16 protein-coding genes and 1 pseudogene are annotated in these 13,514 nt (G+C 64.8%); 10 read left to right on the top strand and 7 right to left on the bottom strand.

Translation table 11 applies throughout. The annotated features are described in order from the left end of the window. Together RID42_00355 and RID42_00350 are read left to right on the top strand one after the other, a co-directional pair. Nucleotides 1-702 (top strand): hypothetical protein, encoded by a 702-nt coding sequence (locus tag RID42_00355; GenBank protein MEQ8246107.1) that lies wholly within the window; start codon nt 1-3, stop codon nt 700-702. 60 nt (nt 703-762) lie between these two features. Continuing rightward, on the top strand, nt 763-1,176 hold the full coding sequence (locus RID42_00350) for a GNAT family N-acetyltransferase (GenBank protein ID MEQ8246106.1): 414 nt from the start codon (nt 763-765) through the stop codon (nt 1,174-1,176). Between the two features lie 6 nt (nt 1,177-1,182). Here RID42_00350 and RID42_00345 read toward each other — a convergent pair whose 3' ends face one another. Both RID42_00345 and RID42_00340 read right to left on the bottom strand, forming a co-directional pair. Beyond that, nucleotides 1,183-2,829, bottom strand: coding sequence for a DUF2927 domain-containing protein (locus RID42_00345; protein ID MEQ8246105.1), 1,647 nt, complete (start codon nt 2,827-2,829; stop codon nt 1,183-1,185). Nucleotides 2,830-2,973: 144 nt separating this feature from the next. Further along, entirely contained in the window at nt 2,974-4,629 is a 1,656-nt protein-coding gene (locus tag RID42_00340) for a DUF2927 domain-containing protein (GenBank protein ID MEQ8246104.1), read from the bottom strand. Between the two features lie 16 nt (nt 4,630-4,645). On the opposite strand from RID42_00340, the gene RID42_00335 reads away from it, so the two are divergent. The 5 genes and pseudogenes from RID42_00335 to RID42_00315 all read left to right on the top strand — a co-directional run bounded on the left by RID42_00335 (nt 4,646) and on the right by RID42_00315 (nt 8,047). Next, nucleotides 4,646-5,287: a hypothetical protein gene (locus tag RID42_00335; protein MEQ8246103.1), complete on the top strand. Its 642-nt coding sequence runs from the start codon at nt 4,646-4,648 to the stop codon at nt 5,285-5,287. Then, nucleotides 5,199-5,897 (top strand): terminase family protein, encoded by a 699-nt coding sequence (locus RID42_00330; protein ID MEQ8246102.1) that lies wholly within the window; start codon nt 5,199-5,201, stop codon nt 5,895-5,897. Before RID42_00335 ends, RID42_00330 begins: the two co-directional genes overlap by 89 nt. 172 nt (nt 5,898-6,069) lie before the next feature. Next, nucleotides 6,070-6,834, top strand: a pseudogene (locus RID42_00325) (terminase family protein). Between the two features lie 83 nt (nt 6,835-6,917). Beyond that, on the top strand, nt 6,918-7,115 hold the full coding sequence (locus tag RID42_00320) for a hypothetical protein (protein MEQ8246101.1): 198 nt from the start codon (nt 6,918-6,920) through the stop codon (nt 7,113-7,115). Continuing rightward, nucleotides 7,112-8,047 carry a hypothetical protein gene (locus RID42_00315; protein ID MEQ8246100.1) on the top strand — a complete coding sequence of 312 codons (936 nt, stop codon included), beginning with the start codon at nt 7,112-7,114 and terminating at the stop codon, nt 8,045-8,047. Before RID42_00320 ends, RID42_00315 begins: the two co-directional genes overlap by 4 nt. 189 nt (nt 8,048-8,236) lie before the next feature. Here the strand turns inward: RID42_00315 and RID42_00310 are convergent, their stop codons facing one another. The 3 genes from RID42_00310 to RID42_00300 form a co-directional block, all read right to left on the bottom strand. Continuing rightward, a complete protein-coding gene (locus tag RID42_00310) occupies nt 8,237-8,398 on the bottom strand; it encodes a hypothetical protein (protein MEQ8246099.1) in 162 nt (53 codons plus the stop codon). 157 nt (nt 8,399-8,555) lie between these two features. Then, on the bottom strand, nt 8,556-8,726 hold the full coding sequence (locus tag RID42_00305) for a hypothetical protein (GenBank protein MEQ8246098.1): 171 nt from the start codon (nt 8,724-8,726) through the stop codon (nt 8,556-8,558). Nucleotides 8,727-8,789: 63 nt separating this feature from the next. Further along, the gene (locus RID42_00300) at nt 8,790-8,948 is read right to left on the bottom strand and encodes a hypothetical protein (GenBank protein ID MEQ8246097.1); all 159 of its coding nucleotides are present in this window, start codon (nt 8,946-8,948) and stop codon (nt 8,790-8,792) included. A gap of 417 nt (nt 8,949-9,365) precedes the next feature. Here RID42_00300 and RID42_00295 point away from each other — a divergent pair, with 417 nt between their 5' ends. Both RID42_00295 and RID42_00290 read left to right on the top strand, forming a co-directional pair. Continuing rightward, a complete protein-coding gene (locus tag RID42_00295) occupies nt 9,366-11,045 on the top strand; it encodes a portal protein (GenBank protein ID MEQ8246096.1) in 1,680 nt (559 codons plus the stop codon). Next, complete coding sequence (locus tag RID42_00290; protein MEQ8246095.1) at nt 11,042-11,335, top strand: hypothetical protein; 294 nt, start codon at nt 11,042-11,044, stop codon at nt 11,333-11,335. Before RID42_00295 ends, RID42_00290 begins: the two co-directional genes overlap by 4 nt. A gap of 23 nt (nt 11,336-11,358) precedes the next feature. Here the strand turns inward: RID42_00290 and RID42_00285 are convergent, their stop codons facing one another. Further along, nucleotides 11,359-12,057, bottom strand: coding sequence for a DUF2927 domain-containing protein (locus tag RID42_00285; GenBank protein MEQ8246094.1), 699 nt, complete (start codon nt 12,055-12,057; stop codon nt 11,359-11,361). After that, nucleotides 12,038-12,700, bottom strand: a complete 663-nt coding sequence (locus tag RID42_00280) for a DUF2927 domain-containing protein (protein ID MEQ8246093.1) — start codon at nt 12,698-12,700, stop codon at nt 12,038-12,040. The genes RID42_00285 and RID42_00280 overlap by 20 nt, the downstream gene beginning before the upstream one ends. A 46-nt stretch (nt 12,701-12,746) precedes the next feature. On the opposite strand from RID42_00280, the gene RID42_00275 reads away from it, so the two are divergent. Then, the gene (locus RID42_00275) at nt 12,747-13,259 is read left to right on the top strand and encodes a hypothetical protein (GenBank protein MEQ8246092.1); all 513 of its coding nucleotides are present in this window, start codon (nt 12,747-12,749) and stop codon (nt 13,257-13,259) included. Nucleotides 13,260-13,514: the final 255 nt, after the last annotated feature.

Below are 13,514 nucleotides of genomic sequence, written 5' to 3'. Positions count from 1 at the left end.
ATGTGTTTTGGCGGATTCGATGCGCCGAGCGGAAGCGAGCAGGAAGTCATGGACTATGAAGCATCGTTGCTCGGAGTCCCGCCCGTTGGTCACGTTCCCGTGTCGCAGCAAGGCTACGTCGGTCCGGTCGCAATCACGACGAGTGGGTTTGCGCGGGGTGCCGACGGAAGCGTGCAGTACCAAGATACGGACTACGGGTTCAGTCTGCGTGGTGCGGCGGAGACCGTCGGATTCGTTGCCAGCGGTGGGTCGACGGCGGCCCTTGCCATGGCGGTTGGGCGCGGGGCCGATGCAGCACACGGCTACATGAGTGGACGCGGCGGTCCGTCCTCCGGCGGGGGCTCGCTCGGCGGACCGGTCGAGGCGCCGGAAACGGGCGGCCTACCAAGTCCCCCCGCTCCGGAGCCAGCGACCGACAAGCGGCACGGTCCTAGGCTGCCCGCCGTGCCGGCAGGGCCGGACGACTTTCTCTACACTCAGCCGTGGCCGCGACGGGCTACGGGTACCGGTGCGCGCGAGGCGGATTCAGAGGAAGACATCCATGCGCACTTGCTGGGTCAAAACGATTCGTCGTTGGCGGTGCACACGGCCGATCACGAAAAGCGTCTGAATCACGTGCTGCGGCGCTCCAGCAATCCGACCGGGCCGATGGGGTTGCGGGTTCGACCGACGGCGCGCCAGCCGCGCCTGCTGGGGGAATAGATGCAGGTACGGACCGCGACTGCTCGCGATGTATCGGCGCTTGTTGCGTTGGGGAGTCAAATGCATCGCGAGAGTCGCTACCATGACCTCCCCTTCGACGCGTTGCGGGCTGGATTCAATCTGCACCGGTGGATCGCGGCGGACGCCAACCGGGTTGCTGTGGCCGAAACCGGCGGACGCCTTGCGGGTGCCATGGTGGGGGTGATCGGCACCTGGTATTTCCACGGTGGGAAACAAGCGAACGACGTCGCGCTGTACGTGTTGCCGGCACTCCGGGGGTCGCGCGCAGCACTGCTGCTGGTGCGCGATTTTCTCGACTGGGCAGCGGCGAACGGGTGCATCGAGGCGACGATCGCGACCTCGTCCGGGATCAATCCGGAGACGGTGGGCCGGTTCCTGACCCGGACCGGATTCGCCCCGTGCGGCGGCGTGTACAAGCAGCGGCTGCGGGCAGCTCCAGGCACGCTTCAGTGACAGGCGTTAACGGACGCCTGGTTCGGCAGTCATGTCTGGCATCCGGTGCAGGATCCACATCGTTCGGTCGCGCGTCATGCCTGCTTCGAGCGTCGGGCTGTAGAGGGCGGCGATGATCCGCGAATCGGACTCGGTGAGGGTTTCGACATCGTCGAGCCAGCAAAGAACCGATGGGCGAGCGAAACACCCGTGCCCCAAGAGGCCGACATAGTGGGCGAGCTCGTGGGCAATGCAGCGACGGATGATTGCCGGCGGCAGGTCGCTGCCGATGACGATGCGCCCTAATCTTGGGAGCGCGGCGCAGCGCACGGTACCGGGGCGCCTGAGGCCGGCCGCGAGGCCTGGGCCGCGACGCCAACCCCAGGAATTGATCTGGCGCAGCGGCGCGAAGGCGATGGTCAGCGTTTGGGCGGTACGCGCGTCGGGTTCCAACGTGAATCGACGCCCGGTCAAGCGGCTGAAGTCGGCAAGGTTCGCGGCGAGAGACTCGCGGTAGCGGCGGTGGACCCAGTCGTCGCCCACGATTTTCACCTGGACCGGGCCAGGTGGCAGTCTGTGAAAGGTGGGCGCCCCACCGACGAAGATCAGTTGGGCGGCCTGGGCGAGGAGCGAACTCGGTTCGGCCAAGGCGGCCGGTGAGAGGCGGCGGTCGTCGTGGCGGTGTTCGCGCGCGGCCTCGGCCCGGGCGAAGACAATAGCGGCATTGGCGAGGAAGCAGATGCCTAAAACGACCAGCAGGGCGGCGCGCAGGGGGTGGCGGCGCGTGGCAAATGTCACCGGTCCAGCCCCTTGTGCAAGGACGCGTACGGTGCCGATCCCAAAGGCCAAGGCGAGTAGGAGCGCGCCGGGTAGGAACACCGAGTAAAGCGCGGCCGCAACAGGACTACGCAGGGTCCAGGAGTGGGGATGCAGAAATTCGAGAAGCCCCACGCCGAGGATCCAGCTAGGCGGGGCTATCTCGCCGTCCCAAAGAGCGGCGGCGGCGCCGAGGAGCAACACCAAGAGGGCGAGCGGGAGCGCCACGCCGAGCGCCGGGACGAGGGGCAAGCCGATCCACCCGCCGAGCAACCGCGCCGCGACGCGGACGCCCACAATGGCGGCAAGCATCGCCGGGACGGCGGCGAGAAAGAGCGTCGCGATCCACCAGGCGGTTCGGGCGCGGATATCAGTGCCGGTTCGGCTGGCCGGACCGTGTTCGACGAGCAGCGCCAACGCCTCGCCCGGTACGACCAATACCCAGATCGTCACGCCGACGACGAACGCGAGCGCGGCTATTGCCACGCCGGCCACGGTGCCGCGGATGGAAATCAACCTCGGGCCGAAAAGGACATCGAGCATCGCGTTGAACAACCGGGCGAAGGCAGGCCAGCGCGCCCGCCGCACGCCATAGAGAACGGTGCGCAGGTCGCGCAATTCGTCGTGACCGAGGCCGGCAACGGCGAGGCGGATGAGACCGGCAAAGAGACCGCCGACCAGCAGGGGCGGTACGACAAACAAAGCCGCGATCCATCCCGCCTCGCCGGCGCTGAGCGACCAAGTCCAGAAGTACCAGACCGCCAGGGCCGCGAAGACGGCCACGACCGCCACGGGCATTTGCCACAGATGGCCCCGGCGTGCCGTGCGCTTCGCCTGCGAAAGCGTGAGATCGACCATGATATTCCCCTCCCAACCATCGGGTTCGGTGGGGGTTATGGAGGGGAGAGGGCGGGAATCGGGCGGTGGCCGCGAAGCGCCGCCGCTTGGTCAGGCCCGAGATTAGAGCCGACTCGTACCGATTGGGGTGCCTCCCGCGCCGGACTAGGGCGCTGGCTCTGGCGACAGGCGTTCCTGGATCGCTTCCTGCACGAGCGGCAGTGCTTGGCGCCGGGTCATGCCGTTGACGAGCCGGGGGTCGTAGAGGGTTTGGATCAGGATGCGGTCGGCGTCGCTGAAGCGGGCGATGAGGTCGCGGTTGCACAGGGCCGAGGGACGGACCGCGCAGGCGTGGCCGGGGAAGCCGATGGCATGCATCAATTCGTGGGGCAGGCAGTTATCGTTGAGGTCGGCGTCGTTTTCGAGGCCGAGGAGAATTTCGCCGTCTGGACTGGCGCTGCAGACGGCGGTGAGGAGCGGTCCGGCGGCGAGGCCGCGTTCGAAATTGAAGTGGACCGGGTTCATGTCCTGGAGCGGCATATACGCGATGCGCAGCGCGCCATCGCGCGCAGTACGCTCGAACGTTAGGCCCGTGAGACTGGTAAGGTCGGCGAGCGTTGTGTCGAGCGTGGCGCTGTGGCGGGGCGTCAACGGGATGTCGCCGACCACCGATACGCCGACGGAGGTCGTGCGCTTGTCGATGACGGCGCGGTCGTCTTCGCCGAAGGCGAGGCGGTCGAATTGCGCGGTCAACGCGGCAATGCTCGGGCGGGCGCCCGCCGCCGCCGCGTCGTAGGTCGTGGGGTCGCGAAGGTCGGTGCCGTAGCCGCGCAGGAAGACCAACCCGATATTGACGAGCAGGACGAGGCGGAAGGCCATGGCGGCAACGGCCTCGATCGGCCTGTCGTGGAAGCGCGCCATCCCGCGCACGGCGATGCCGCGTTGGGTCAGGCCGCGCAGCAAGCTGGAGGCCGCGGCGATGAGGGCGACCCACAGCGGGACGGCCAAGGCCGCGTAGAAGAAGATGCCCGAAGAGGGGTAGCCGACATAGGCGCGCAGGAAGAAACCTGTCCGCCAGAATTCGGCCAACGCCTCGACGCTCCCGAGTTCGTATGCCTCGCGGCCGGTGGCCCAGTTCTCGGCGGCAACGTAGAGCGCTTCGCTGGCGACAACGGCGACGGCGATGCCGGTGGCGAGTTCGACGGCGGCCAATATCTGGTCGCGCCCCGGTCCCGATGCGAGGCTGGGCAGCAGGTGTTTGGTCAAGGACAGTGCCGCGACAAACGCGGGGAAGAACGCGGCGGCGGTCAGCAACCACAATCTGATCGCGAGCGCCACCGCGGGCTCGGGCGCGCGGGGAAAGGCGACGGTCCCGTCCAAACCGAAATAGAAACGGGCGGCCTCGCCCGGTTGCACGAGCGCCCAGACCACGGTTAGGGCGATCGTGGTGACGGCGTAGAGGGCGAAGGTCGTGGGCCAAGGCGGCAGAATCCGTCCAGGCGGACCGAGGAGCCGGCCTGCGAGCGCGGTCGCGAGGGCCGGTGCGCCGAACGGCGTGGTTTGGCCCGCCACATAGCTTTGCAACGCCGGGCCGAACCGCGGCAGGCGTTTGCCGGTGAGGATCGTCAACGCGCCGAGGCCCTGGGCGACGAGCAGCGGCGGGACGATGAGGATCGCAAAAATCCACACGCCGTAGAGGGCGGAGAAGGACAGGCCCCAAAACACCAGCGCGGCGCCGAACACGACGGCGGTGAGCGTCAACAAACCGAGCAACAACCCCATGAGCGCGACAAGCTTAGGCGAGGGCGCGGCCCGCGTCATCCAAAGGAGAGGAATCGTGAGCAAACAAAAGCAACCACTGAACGATGTCGAACGGCGGATGGCCGACTTCATGCTGGAGCAGGGCATGGAAGCGAAAGCGGCTTACCTTGCCGCCCATGGACTGCCGATGGGGCGGCTCGACGCGGCGACCAGCCGAAAAATCGCGCCGGTGCGGCAACGGATCGCTGCGTATCTCGCCGAACGGGGGCACCCCGGCGAGTTGGCGAACGTGGCGCGGCGCGAGGAGAAGAAGGCGGCGCGTCTCGCCGCCAAGGCGGCCGCGGAGGCTGCAGCCGCGATACCCGACGCCGTCGCGGAGTCATTGATCCGGCGGTATGCGGGACCGCTCGACCGGGCGACGGCGGATGCAATGGCGGAGGATATCCGGCTCGCGTCGATGGAGAAGGGCGCGATGGGCGTGGCGATGCACGCCTTTGAGGTGCGCGCCGCCCTAAACGGTATAGGCACCAAGCCAAGCAAAGAAACGCCGACCAACAGCACCGAGACGCCGAACGACAGCGAGGGAATGGACCATGCCGAATTCCAGCGTCGGATCGGCCCGCTCCTCGATGAATACCGACAGATTACCGGCGTGGATCTTTTCCCAAGCCGCGCAAGCGGTGGCGACGGCGCGGACGACCCGGAACCAGCACTATAGGCCCTATCCGCGCCAGGTCGCTTTCCATGCGGCGGGGGCGGCGCACCGCGAGCGCCTCTTCATGGCCGGCAATCAGCTTGGCAAGAGCTTGGCGGGGGCGATGGAGGTGTCGTTTCACCTGACCGGGCATTACCCGCCGTGGTGGACCGGGCGGCGTTTCGGCCATGCCGTGAAATTTTGGAGCGCGAGCGATACCGCCGAAACGACTCGCGACAACGTCCAGCGTCACTTGCTGGGGCCGGCGCACCACGAGGCGGCGTGGGGTACTGGCGCGATCCCGAAGACGGCGCTCGTGCGCACGGTGAAGGGGCGTAATGCGCCCGGTGCGCTGAGCGCCATTGTAGTGCGGCATGCCTCGGGCGCCGAATCGGTGGTGGCGTTCAAGTCCTACGACCAAGGGCGCAGCAAGTGGCAGGGCGAGTCGCTCGACGGCGTGTGGTTCGACGAAGAACCGCCGCTCGACATCTATAGTGAAGGGCGCACGCGCACCCAGGCGACGGGCGGTATCACGTTGATTACGTTTACACCGCTGCTCGGCATGAGCGAGGTGGTGCGGTTGTTCCTGGCGGCCCCTTCGTCACGCGATCCGTTGGATCGCGGCTCAGGATGACACCCTTCGTCACGCGCTCCTTCGGATCGCGGCTCAGGATGACGCCCTTCGTCACGCGATCCTTTGGATCGCGGCTCAGGATGACGCTTCGTCACGCGATCCGTTGGATCGCGGCTCAGGATGACGCCCTTGGCGGGACGCTGGGCGAACGTTCAGGGGAGAGGCAATGACACGGCATGTGACGCAGATGACGATCTTCGATGCGGGGCACTACACGCCCGAAGAACGCGAGGCGGTGCTGGCCGGATATTTGCCGCACGAGCGCGATGCCCGCGCCAAGGGCGTGCCGCAGTTGGGGTCGGGGCGCGTGTTTCCGATCGCCGAGGATGCGCTGCGGGTGGCGGCCTTTGCGATACCGGCGCATTGGCCGCAGATCGGCGGGCTCGATTTCGGATGGGATCATCCCACTGCCGCGGTCAAGGTGGCGTGGGACCGCGACGGCGACGCGCTCTACGTCACCCATGCGCATCGGTTGCGCGCGGCGACCCCGGTGATTCATGCCGCGGCGATCAAGCCGTGGGGTGCCGATCGCGCGGGCAAGCAATGGCTGCCGTGGGCGTGGCCCAAGGATGGCTATCAGCACGAGAAGGGGACCGGCCAAACCTTGGCCGAGGCCTATCGCACCCAGGGCTTGCGGATGTTGAAGGTGCACGCCCAGTTCGACGAAGCCAGCGGCGGCGGCGACAGCGTAGAGGCGGGGCTGACCGAACTGATCGGGTTCATGGAAACCGAGCGGTTCAAGGTGTTCGATCACCTGGGCGATTGGTTCGAGGAGTTCCGTCTTTATCACCGCAAGGAAGGGCGCCTGGTAAAGGAACGCGACGACCTTTTGGACGCGACCCGCTATGCCGCGATGATGCGCCGCCACGCCGGAATGCCTGCGCGCGCGCCGGTTCTCGGGCAGGCGCAGACGCGCTTTGAGATCTACAACCAATAGCGCGGGCCGCCTGCCGGGGTTAACCCGCACTGCCGCCGTGCCGCCCGTGGGGCGGGGATTGTTTTTCAACGAAGGGAGACCCCATGTCCAAAGCACCGACGTTCCGCGGCCGCGCCGTGGAGGCGATGAGCGAGGCCGAGGCCAAACGGGCCCTCACGGAACTGATCGACCCGCCGCGTGCGCCCACACGTGACGCCGCGCGGCCCAAGGTAAGGCGGCGCGGTCTTTTGGCGGGGGCCGACGGCGAACGCAGCGCATCCACGAAAGGGGGTCGGATATGACACCGATGCAAATGGAGGCGCGTCGTCGCATCGACGCAATCTATGCCGATCAAACCCACCCCTATTGGCAGGGCGATCCTGGGGCGACCGATGAAGTTTCTGGGTATTTCCGGACTTTGAAACCGGAGCCGGCACCTGAGTATAGCGGCGACGCCGGAGATCTGCTTAGAGCCGAAGGTATGCCGGTGCCCGAGGACGCGCGAATTCCGTTCTCCCGCCGCAATGATGCTCTCGGCCTGAAAAGCGCGGGCGTGAAAATCGACCGAGACGGTACTATTGGCTATGAGCAGGGGAATCTGCCGATGCCCAAGACCCCTGATCGGCGGTTGCCCGAGGAGACTCCTATCAGCAGTAATGCAGCGGTTGATTCAGCAAGGGCTATAGGCGAGATGGCAGAGTTAGAAAGGACGGCGCTTGAGCAAGAAGAAAAACAAGCCAGGGAGGAAGAGTGGCGCAAGTTTGTGTATGCGAATGCAGAGGTTTCTCCAGATGTAACTCCAGACTGGTTTGCCGATTCAGTCGATAAAGCCGAGCAGTCCGTGAGGCAGCTTGAGGACATGTTTGAGCGGTTTGAGACAGATTCGCGGGTCAACCAGAAAACGCGAGCGAAAATTCGGCAAGTCCGCTTAAGCCTAAAGAGCGGGCGCTATGCGGCGGGTGGTTTGAGGTCCGGCGTTCGTTCATTTCGGGCAGCGATCGCTGTTGCCAGGATGAAGGCGACCGATCCAACTCGGTTCCAAGATATTGGGCACCGGCAAGCCAGGATTCAAATGTACCTAAAGCATGCATCGCCAGAGTGGCGTTCGATCGTCGAATGGTTGCCGGAAGATCTGGCCCTCGCGATGCTATCGGTCAGCGATGGGGCTGAAGGGTTCGGTTCCCGAAAGTACGCCCGTTCAATTCCCTTTCCGAAGGAAAACGGCGTGGCATAGGTTCAAGAGCTACAACGAGCAACTGGGGCGCCCGTATTCAGGTGATGCACCGGGCGCATTGTTAGAACGGGACGAGGCACCCTCGCAGTAAGAACATCACGCCGAGAATCCATGCGGGCCACATCAACCACCACCGAATCCAACGTCGCAGGCGGCGACGGGTCCAATAGACCGACCGGGGATGATTGGTCACTGCGACAGACCTCCACTCAGGACGAACTTGAGGATCAAGAACACGATCTTGAGAGGTATCCAAAGGATGTAGATGCCGAACGCGATGCTGGCCAATAAGGCGAGCCAGTGAAGGTTCCAGGATACGAAGCCGAGTCTTTCGTGTTCTGGGTGTGTCATTCCACCTCCTATAAGTGGAGGGTGAGCTTCAGCGTTGCGAAACTTGCCAGCCCGTACAACCAAATCGGCCAAAACAGCCACCACCTGATCCACGCCCAAAGTCGCCTCTCGGTCCAATAGCGCGTTCTCGTTGGCAGGGCGTTGGGTTCGGTCATGGCTAGAGCTGCATCATGATGAGAAAGACACCGCCCAACGCTGCAGCGCTGAGCACAAATAGCAATGTGCCGAACGCAACAGCGGCGACGAGGACGGTCCAAAGAACGAACCTGCGGCCTTTCGCGCTGTTTAGAGGTGTCGCGGCGCCCGCATCTGGATTTGTATTCGTCATAACGTGCGCGGTCATTCTAGTTGACTGACGACATTTATGGACAGTTTTCGACCCCACTTCGGGCTACCAACCCGCGATGTGCCGTAAAGATATTTCAGCCGCCGCGAGACTTGCGAGGGCGTAGAACCAAATCGGCCAGAACAGCCACCACCGGATCCACGCCCCCAGGCGTTTGTTGGTCCAGTAGCGCGGGGCCGCGGGATCGGCGTTGGGATCGGTCATGGGGCTAACATCACGGCGACGGTGTTGACATCACGAAATAAAGGACCGTGACGATATTGCCGACGCCCATCGCGAACACCGGCAAGCCGAAGGCGACGCTTACCACAAGAAGCGTCCATAGGACGGGTCGGCAGTTTCCGATCGGCCTGCGTCGGGCGAGACGCACCGCACCGGGGTGATGCAGACCGGTCGAAACCCGGCCGTTAGAAATTCCTTATTGCCCCGGAGACGAAGTCTATCAACGAATAGATGCCGAATGCCCACCAGGGCCAGGACAACCACCATCCGGTCCACCGTTTGAGCGTTTCGTCCTCGCTTGTTTTCGGTAGTCCGGTTCGTGCCGCCCAGTTTCCACTCAATCACTCGCTGTTCCAATCCATTCCGACCCATCCCTATGCCCAGCCCAGGAGGCATTTCATGAGCGAACCGACGACCGCGCCCTCGGGCGACGATATTATTCAGCGCTACGAGGACCTTAAGTCGCGGCGCGGGACGTGGGAGGCGCATTGGCAGGACGTGCTCGACGTCACGCTGCCGCGCAAGGCCGACGTGACGGTGGCGCGCAGCCCCGGCGCCAAGCGGAGCGAAAAGATGTTCGACTCCACCGCGGCCCAGGCGGCGGGCGACCTTGCGTCGTCGTTGCAAAGCGCGCTGACGCCGCGCGACCGGCCGTGGTTCGCGTTTCGCGCCCGCGGGTTGGAGCAGGATGCGGTCGTGCGCGACTGGCTCTATGGCGCGCGCGAGGAATTGTTGGAGGAGCTGGGCGCCAGCAATTTCTATTCGGTCATCCACGAAACGTTGCTCGACTTGGTGACGGTGGGGACCGCCAATCTGCTGACCGAGGAAAAACCGGTGCGTCAGGTCGGGTTCAACGGGTTTGCGTTTCAGACGATCCCGATCGCCGAATACGTGATCGACGAGGACGCGCAGGGCGCGGTCGATACCGTGTTTCGCCGGTTCGCGTTGACCGCACGCCAGGCCGCGCAGCATTTCGGCTTGGCCGACCTGCCCGACCCGATCCGCGCGGCGGCGCGGGAAACCCTCAAAGGCGAGCGCTCGTTCGACTTTGTGCACGGGGTTTTTCCCCGCACGGTGCGGCGGGAGCGCAGCCGGCTGGGCAAGGACCTTGAGTGGGCTAGCGCCTATATCGCGGTCGAGGGACGGCATGTCGTCCGGGCCGGCCGCTATGAGGAAATGCCGTTCCATGTGCCGCGCTGGTCCAAGGCCGCACGCGAAATTTACGGGCGTTCGCCGGCGATGCTGGCGTTGCCCGATATCAAGACGCTGAACTTGATCGTGCGCTATGGGTTGGAGGCGTTGCCGCTGGCGTTGTACCCGCCGTTCTTGATCAAGGAGGGAACGTTGGCGTCGGGGCAGTTGCAGCTCACGCCCGGCGCGCAGAACCACTGGGACGGGCAGCTCGACGACAAACCGACGCAAATCGACTGGCGCGGCAACGTCGCGATCGAGCAAACCAAGGAGGCCGACTACCGCGCGCGCATCATGCGCGGGATGCATGCCGACAAATTGCGGATGAAGGACTCGCCGCAAATGACCGCGACCGAAGTGCTGGAGCGGCGCGAGGAAATGCTGCGCATCGTCGGTCCGACGGTGGCGCGGCTCGAATCGGAATTGCTCAATCCGTTGGTCGAACGGTGTTTCATGCTGATGCTGCGGGCCGGCGCGCTGGGCGAGGTGCCGCAGGCGTTCCGGGCCGCCAAACGGATGGACATCGAGTATGCCTCGCCGCTGGCGCAGGCCTCCAAGATGCACCGCTTGCGGGCGTTGCAGGATTGGTATGCGTCGAACCAAGCGGCGATCCAGACCAACCCGCAGATTCTCGACATCATCGATGCCGAGGCCGCGGCGCGCGACGCGGCGGAGATTTTGGGCTTGCCACCGGCCTACGTGCGCTCGCCCCAAGCGGTGGCGCAACGCCGCGCGGCGCAAGCGCAAGCGCGCCAGCAACAGCAGGCGGCGGTGGCGCAAGTCCAAGGCGCGGGGGCCGATGGTGGCGGCGGCGAGGGCGTACCCGTGGCGGCGGGGGCCGGCGCGGACGATGGGTTGGCCGCGCTGCGCCAAGGGGTGGGCGCATGAGCGGCGATCCCTGGGCTGCGGCCCACGCCGCGATCGATGCGCAGGGCGCGCGCGGCGACATGGGCGAGGCTGCATTCGCCCGCTTGCTGCGTGACTACCGCGCGGTGTTCAGCGGCCCCGCCGGCGAGCGCGTGCTGGCCGACCTCGATCGACTGTTCGGCGGCGCGACCTACGTGGTGGGCGACCCGACCGAGAGCCATGCCCGCTCGGCCCAACGCGGTGTGGTGTTGCGGATCCGGCAGATGACCGCCGCCGCGACACGGGCCGACGCACCGGGCGGCGCGGGGTAGGGGCTGGGGGGGAAGGGCGGCGGCTAAGGCAGCGAGAGGGTGTCGGTACTCTCGGCGTCGGTCTTGGCATCGCGTTCGCCGTCGTCCTCGCGGATCGGGCCGTATTGTTCTTCGTAGAGTTCGCGGATGATTTGCCGGGCGATGGGCATCCCTTCTTCGCGCGTCATGCCGTTGCGCAGGCGCGGGTCGAATGTCGTGCGGAGGATGATTTTGTCGGCTTCGTTGTAGGTCACGGGGAAGTCGAGGTCGCAAAAGATTGAGGGGCGATACTCGCAGGCGTCGTCGGTAGGGCCGATGGTTTGCGCGAGTTCTTCATAGACGCAGTGGACGGTCGAAATCGTTCCGATCGTCACGTCAACACGGTCTGTGTACCCTAGTCCTCGGCATTGCGAACGCCCAAAATGAACAAAAACGTTGGCCGGTTCGGCAATTCTGATGTCCAGTCCGGACAGCACACGAAGCTGTGCGAGAACGTCGTGAATGACCGGATCGATGCGACCGAACCTACGCACTAGAACGGGTGGTCCCGACCAACGTTCGAACGCATTCGTGCGGCGGATCGTACCTGGCATTGCGTCTTCGCTGGAAAACGCGATCGCGGCGAATTGCCGAACGATCTCGTCGTACGAGGCGGGATGGCCGACGGTTGGCCAAAGAAGTGCGGCTAGGACAAAGATGAGTCCCGGAGAAACGGCGCTGCGTCTAAGGCAGCGAAAGGGCATCGGTACTCTCGGAGTCGGTCTGGGAGTTGCGTTCACCGTCTTCGTCGCGGATCGGGCCGTACTGTTCTTCGTAAAGCTCGCGGATGATTTGGCGGGCGATGGGCATGCCTTCTTCGCGTGTCATGCCTTTGCGTAGGCGCGGATCGAAAGTCGTTCGGAGGATGATCTTGTCAGCGTCGGTGTAAGCTTCCGGGAAGTCGGAATCGCAGAAGATCGACGGGCGGTAGTGGCAAGCGTCGTTGGCCGGGCCGATCAGTTGGGCGAGTTCTTCGTAGGTACAGTGGACAGTGGATAGAGGGTTCCTCGTGCTGATACGAATTCTGCCTCGGTATCCTGAGGCATGGATGCTGCAACCCTGAGGGACGTATTCAATGATGACGTTCGCTGGTTCACGGACCTCAATGCTGATCCCCGAAAGGGTCGATAGCTGCGAGATCACCGCGAGAAGAAGATCCGAGGGTGCCTGGCCGCGCACCCGAATTTTCACCGGTGGCCCTTCCCAGCGTTCGAAGCGATCCGAATATGTTTCGCCCTCGTCGGAGAAAGCAATCGCTTCGAACTGGCGCATAATCTGACGGTATGACGCAGCTTCGCTTGCCGCGGAAACCATCGTGATGAGGGCGATCAAGGCAACCCATCGCATATGGGCATCCTAACCGATCACAGGCAATCACAGGAAAGGAACTGACATGTCTATTCCAAGTTTTAGCGGTCTTGGCTTCGACGGCGTCGCAGATGATTTTGGGCTAGATTTTGGGTTTAGCCAGCCCACATTCGATGGACTGGGATTAAGTGGCAGCGGCATGGACTTCGGCCTGGACTCGCCGAATTTCGGCCGAGACAGCGGTAGTTCGGAAGCGGTTGGTGCTCCCGACCCAGGTTTCAACGAGGTTGGCGAAACGCCACCCTCGCCGCTTCGGGTGGTGCCGTTGCCGCCGGAGGAGCGGTCGCCGCCGCGGGTGAACCAGCCGGCCTTGGCGCCGTTGCCGGTGGTGCCGTTGCCGGCCGAGGAGCGGATGCCGGCACCGGTTGTCGATACGGCGGTCGCCGACCGCGCGGCGCAGGATGCGCAGGTTGAGGGCGATGCGGCGAATGAGCGGCGGCGGCGGGCGGCGGTCATTCGCGACCGGCAGAACCCGACAGGACCGCGCGGGTTGTTGACCCGGCCCCTGGTGCAGCGGCCGCGGCTGCTGGGGCAGTAACGCGGCGCGGGCGCGCATTGCACCGCTTTGTGGCCCTGATATCCGTCAGACGGTTTTGCTGGGCTAGTCCTTCTTGGACGGCGGTGGCCTAGGGCGGGTCCTTCGGGACGGGCCGCGCTTTGCGCGGCCCTCCTCAGGATGACGTGGTCTTGTCAGGGGTTTGCCCGTTCGGTGCCGTCTTCTCACTTCTCACTTCTCACTTCTCACTTTTTCTCTTCACCCATGGGTTGGGTGTTGCGGACGCGGGTGCGTCCG

It is taken from the genome of Alphaproteobacteria bacterium (genome assembly GCA_040216735.1).
Taxonomy (GTDB): Bacteria; Pseudomonadota; Alphaproteobacteria; order SHVP01; family SHVP01; genus CALJDF01.
The sequence above is the reverse complement of the archived record's forward strand: the minus strand, read 5'-3'. Positions and strand labels throughout refer to the sequence as shown.

Coding starts and splice junctions, on each gene's coding strand:
- RID42_00275 (MEQ8246092.1), top strand. CDS start 12,747: ATGTCTATTCCAAGTTTTAGCGGTCTTGGCTTCGACGGCGTCGCAGAT.
- RID42_00320 (MEQ8246101.1), top strand. CDS start 6,918: ATGTCCAAAGCACCGACGTTCCGCGGCCGCGCCGTGGAGGCGATGAGC.
- RID42_00310 (MEQ8246099.1), bottom strand. CDS start 8,398: ATGACACACCCAGAACACGAAAGACTCGGCTTCGTATCCTGGAACCTT.
- RID42_00330 (MEQ8246102.1), top strand. CDS start 5,199: ATGAATACCGACAGATTACCGGCGTGGATCTTTTCCCAAGCCGCGCAA.
- RID42_00340 (MEQ8246104.1), bottom strand. CDS start 4,629: ATGACGCGGGCCGCGCCCTCGCCTAAGCTTGTCGCGCTCATGGGGTTG.
- RID42_00315 (MEQ8246100.1), top strand. CDS start 7,112: ATGACACCGATGCAAATGGAGGCGCGTCGTCGCATCGACGCAATCTAT.
- RID42_00285 (MEQ8246094.1), bottom strand. CDS start 12,057: ATGCCCTTTCGCTGCCTTAGACGCAGCGCCGTTTCTCCGGGACTCATC.
- RID42_00305 (MEQ8246098.1), bottom strand. CDS start 8,726: ATGACGAATACAAATCCAGATGCGGGCGCCGCGACACCTCTAAACAGC.
- RID42_00290 (MEQ8246095.1), top strand. CDS start 11,042: ATGAGCGGCGATCCCTGGGCTGCGGCCCACGCCGCGATCGATGCGCAG.
- RID42_00355 (MEQ8246107.1), top strand. CDS start 1: ATGTGTTTTGGCGGATTCGATGCGCCGAGCGGAAGCGAGCAGGAAGTC.
- RID42_00295 (MEQ8246096.1), top strand. CDS start 9,366: ATGAGCGAACCGACGACCGCGCCCTCGGGCGACGATATTATTCAGCGC.
- RID42_00345 (MEQ8246105.1), bottom strand. CDS start 2,829: ATGGTCGATCTCACGCTTTCGCAGGCGAAGCGCACGGCACGCCGGGGC.
- RID42_00280 (MEQ8246093.1), bottom strand. CDS start 12,700: ATGCGATGGGTTGCCTTGATCGCCCTCATCACGATGGTTTCCGCGGCA.
- RID42_00300 (MEQ8246097.1), bottom strand. CDS start 8,948: ATGACCGATCCCAACGCCGATCCCGCGGCCCCGCGCTACTGGACCAAC.
- RID42_00350 (MEQ8246106.1), top strand. CDS start 763: ATGCATCGCGAGAGTCGCTACCATGACCTCCCCTTCGACGCGTTGCGG.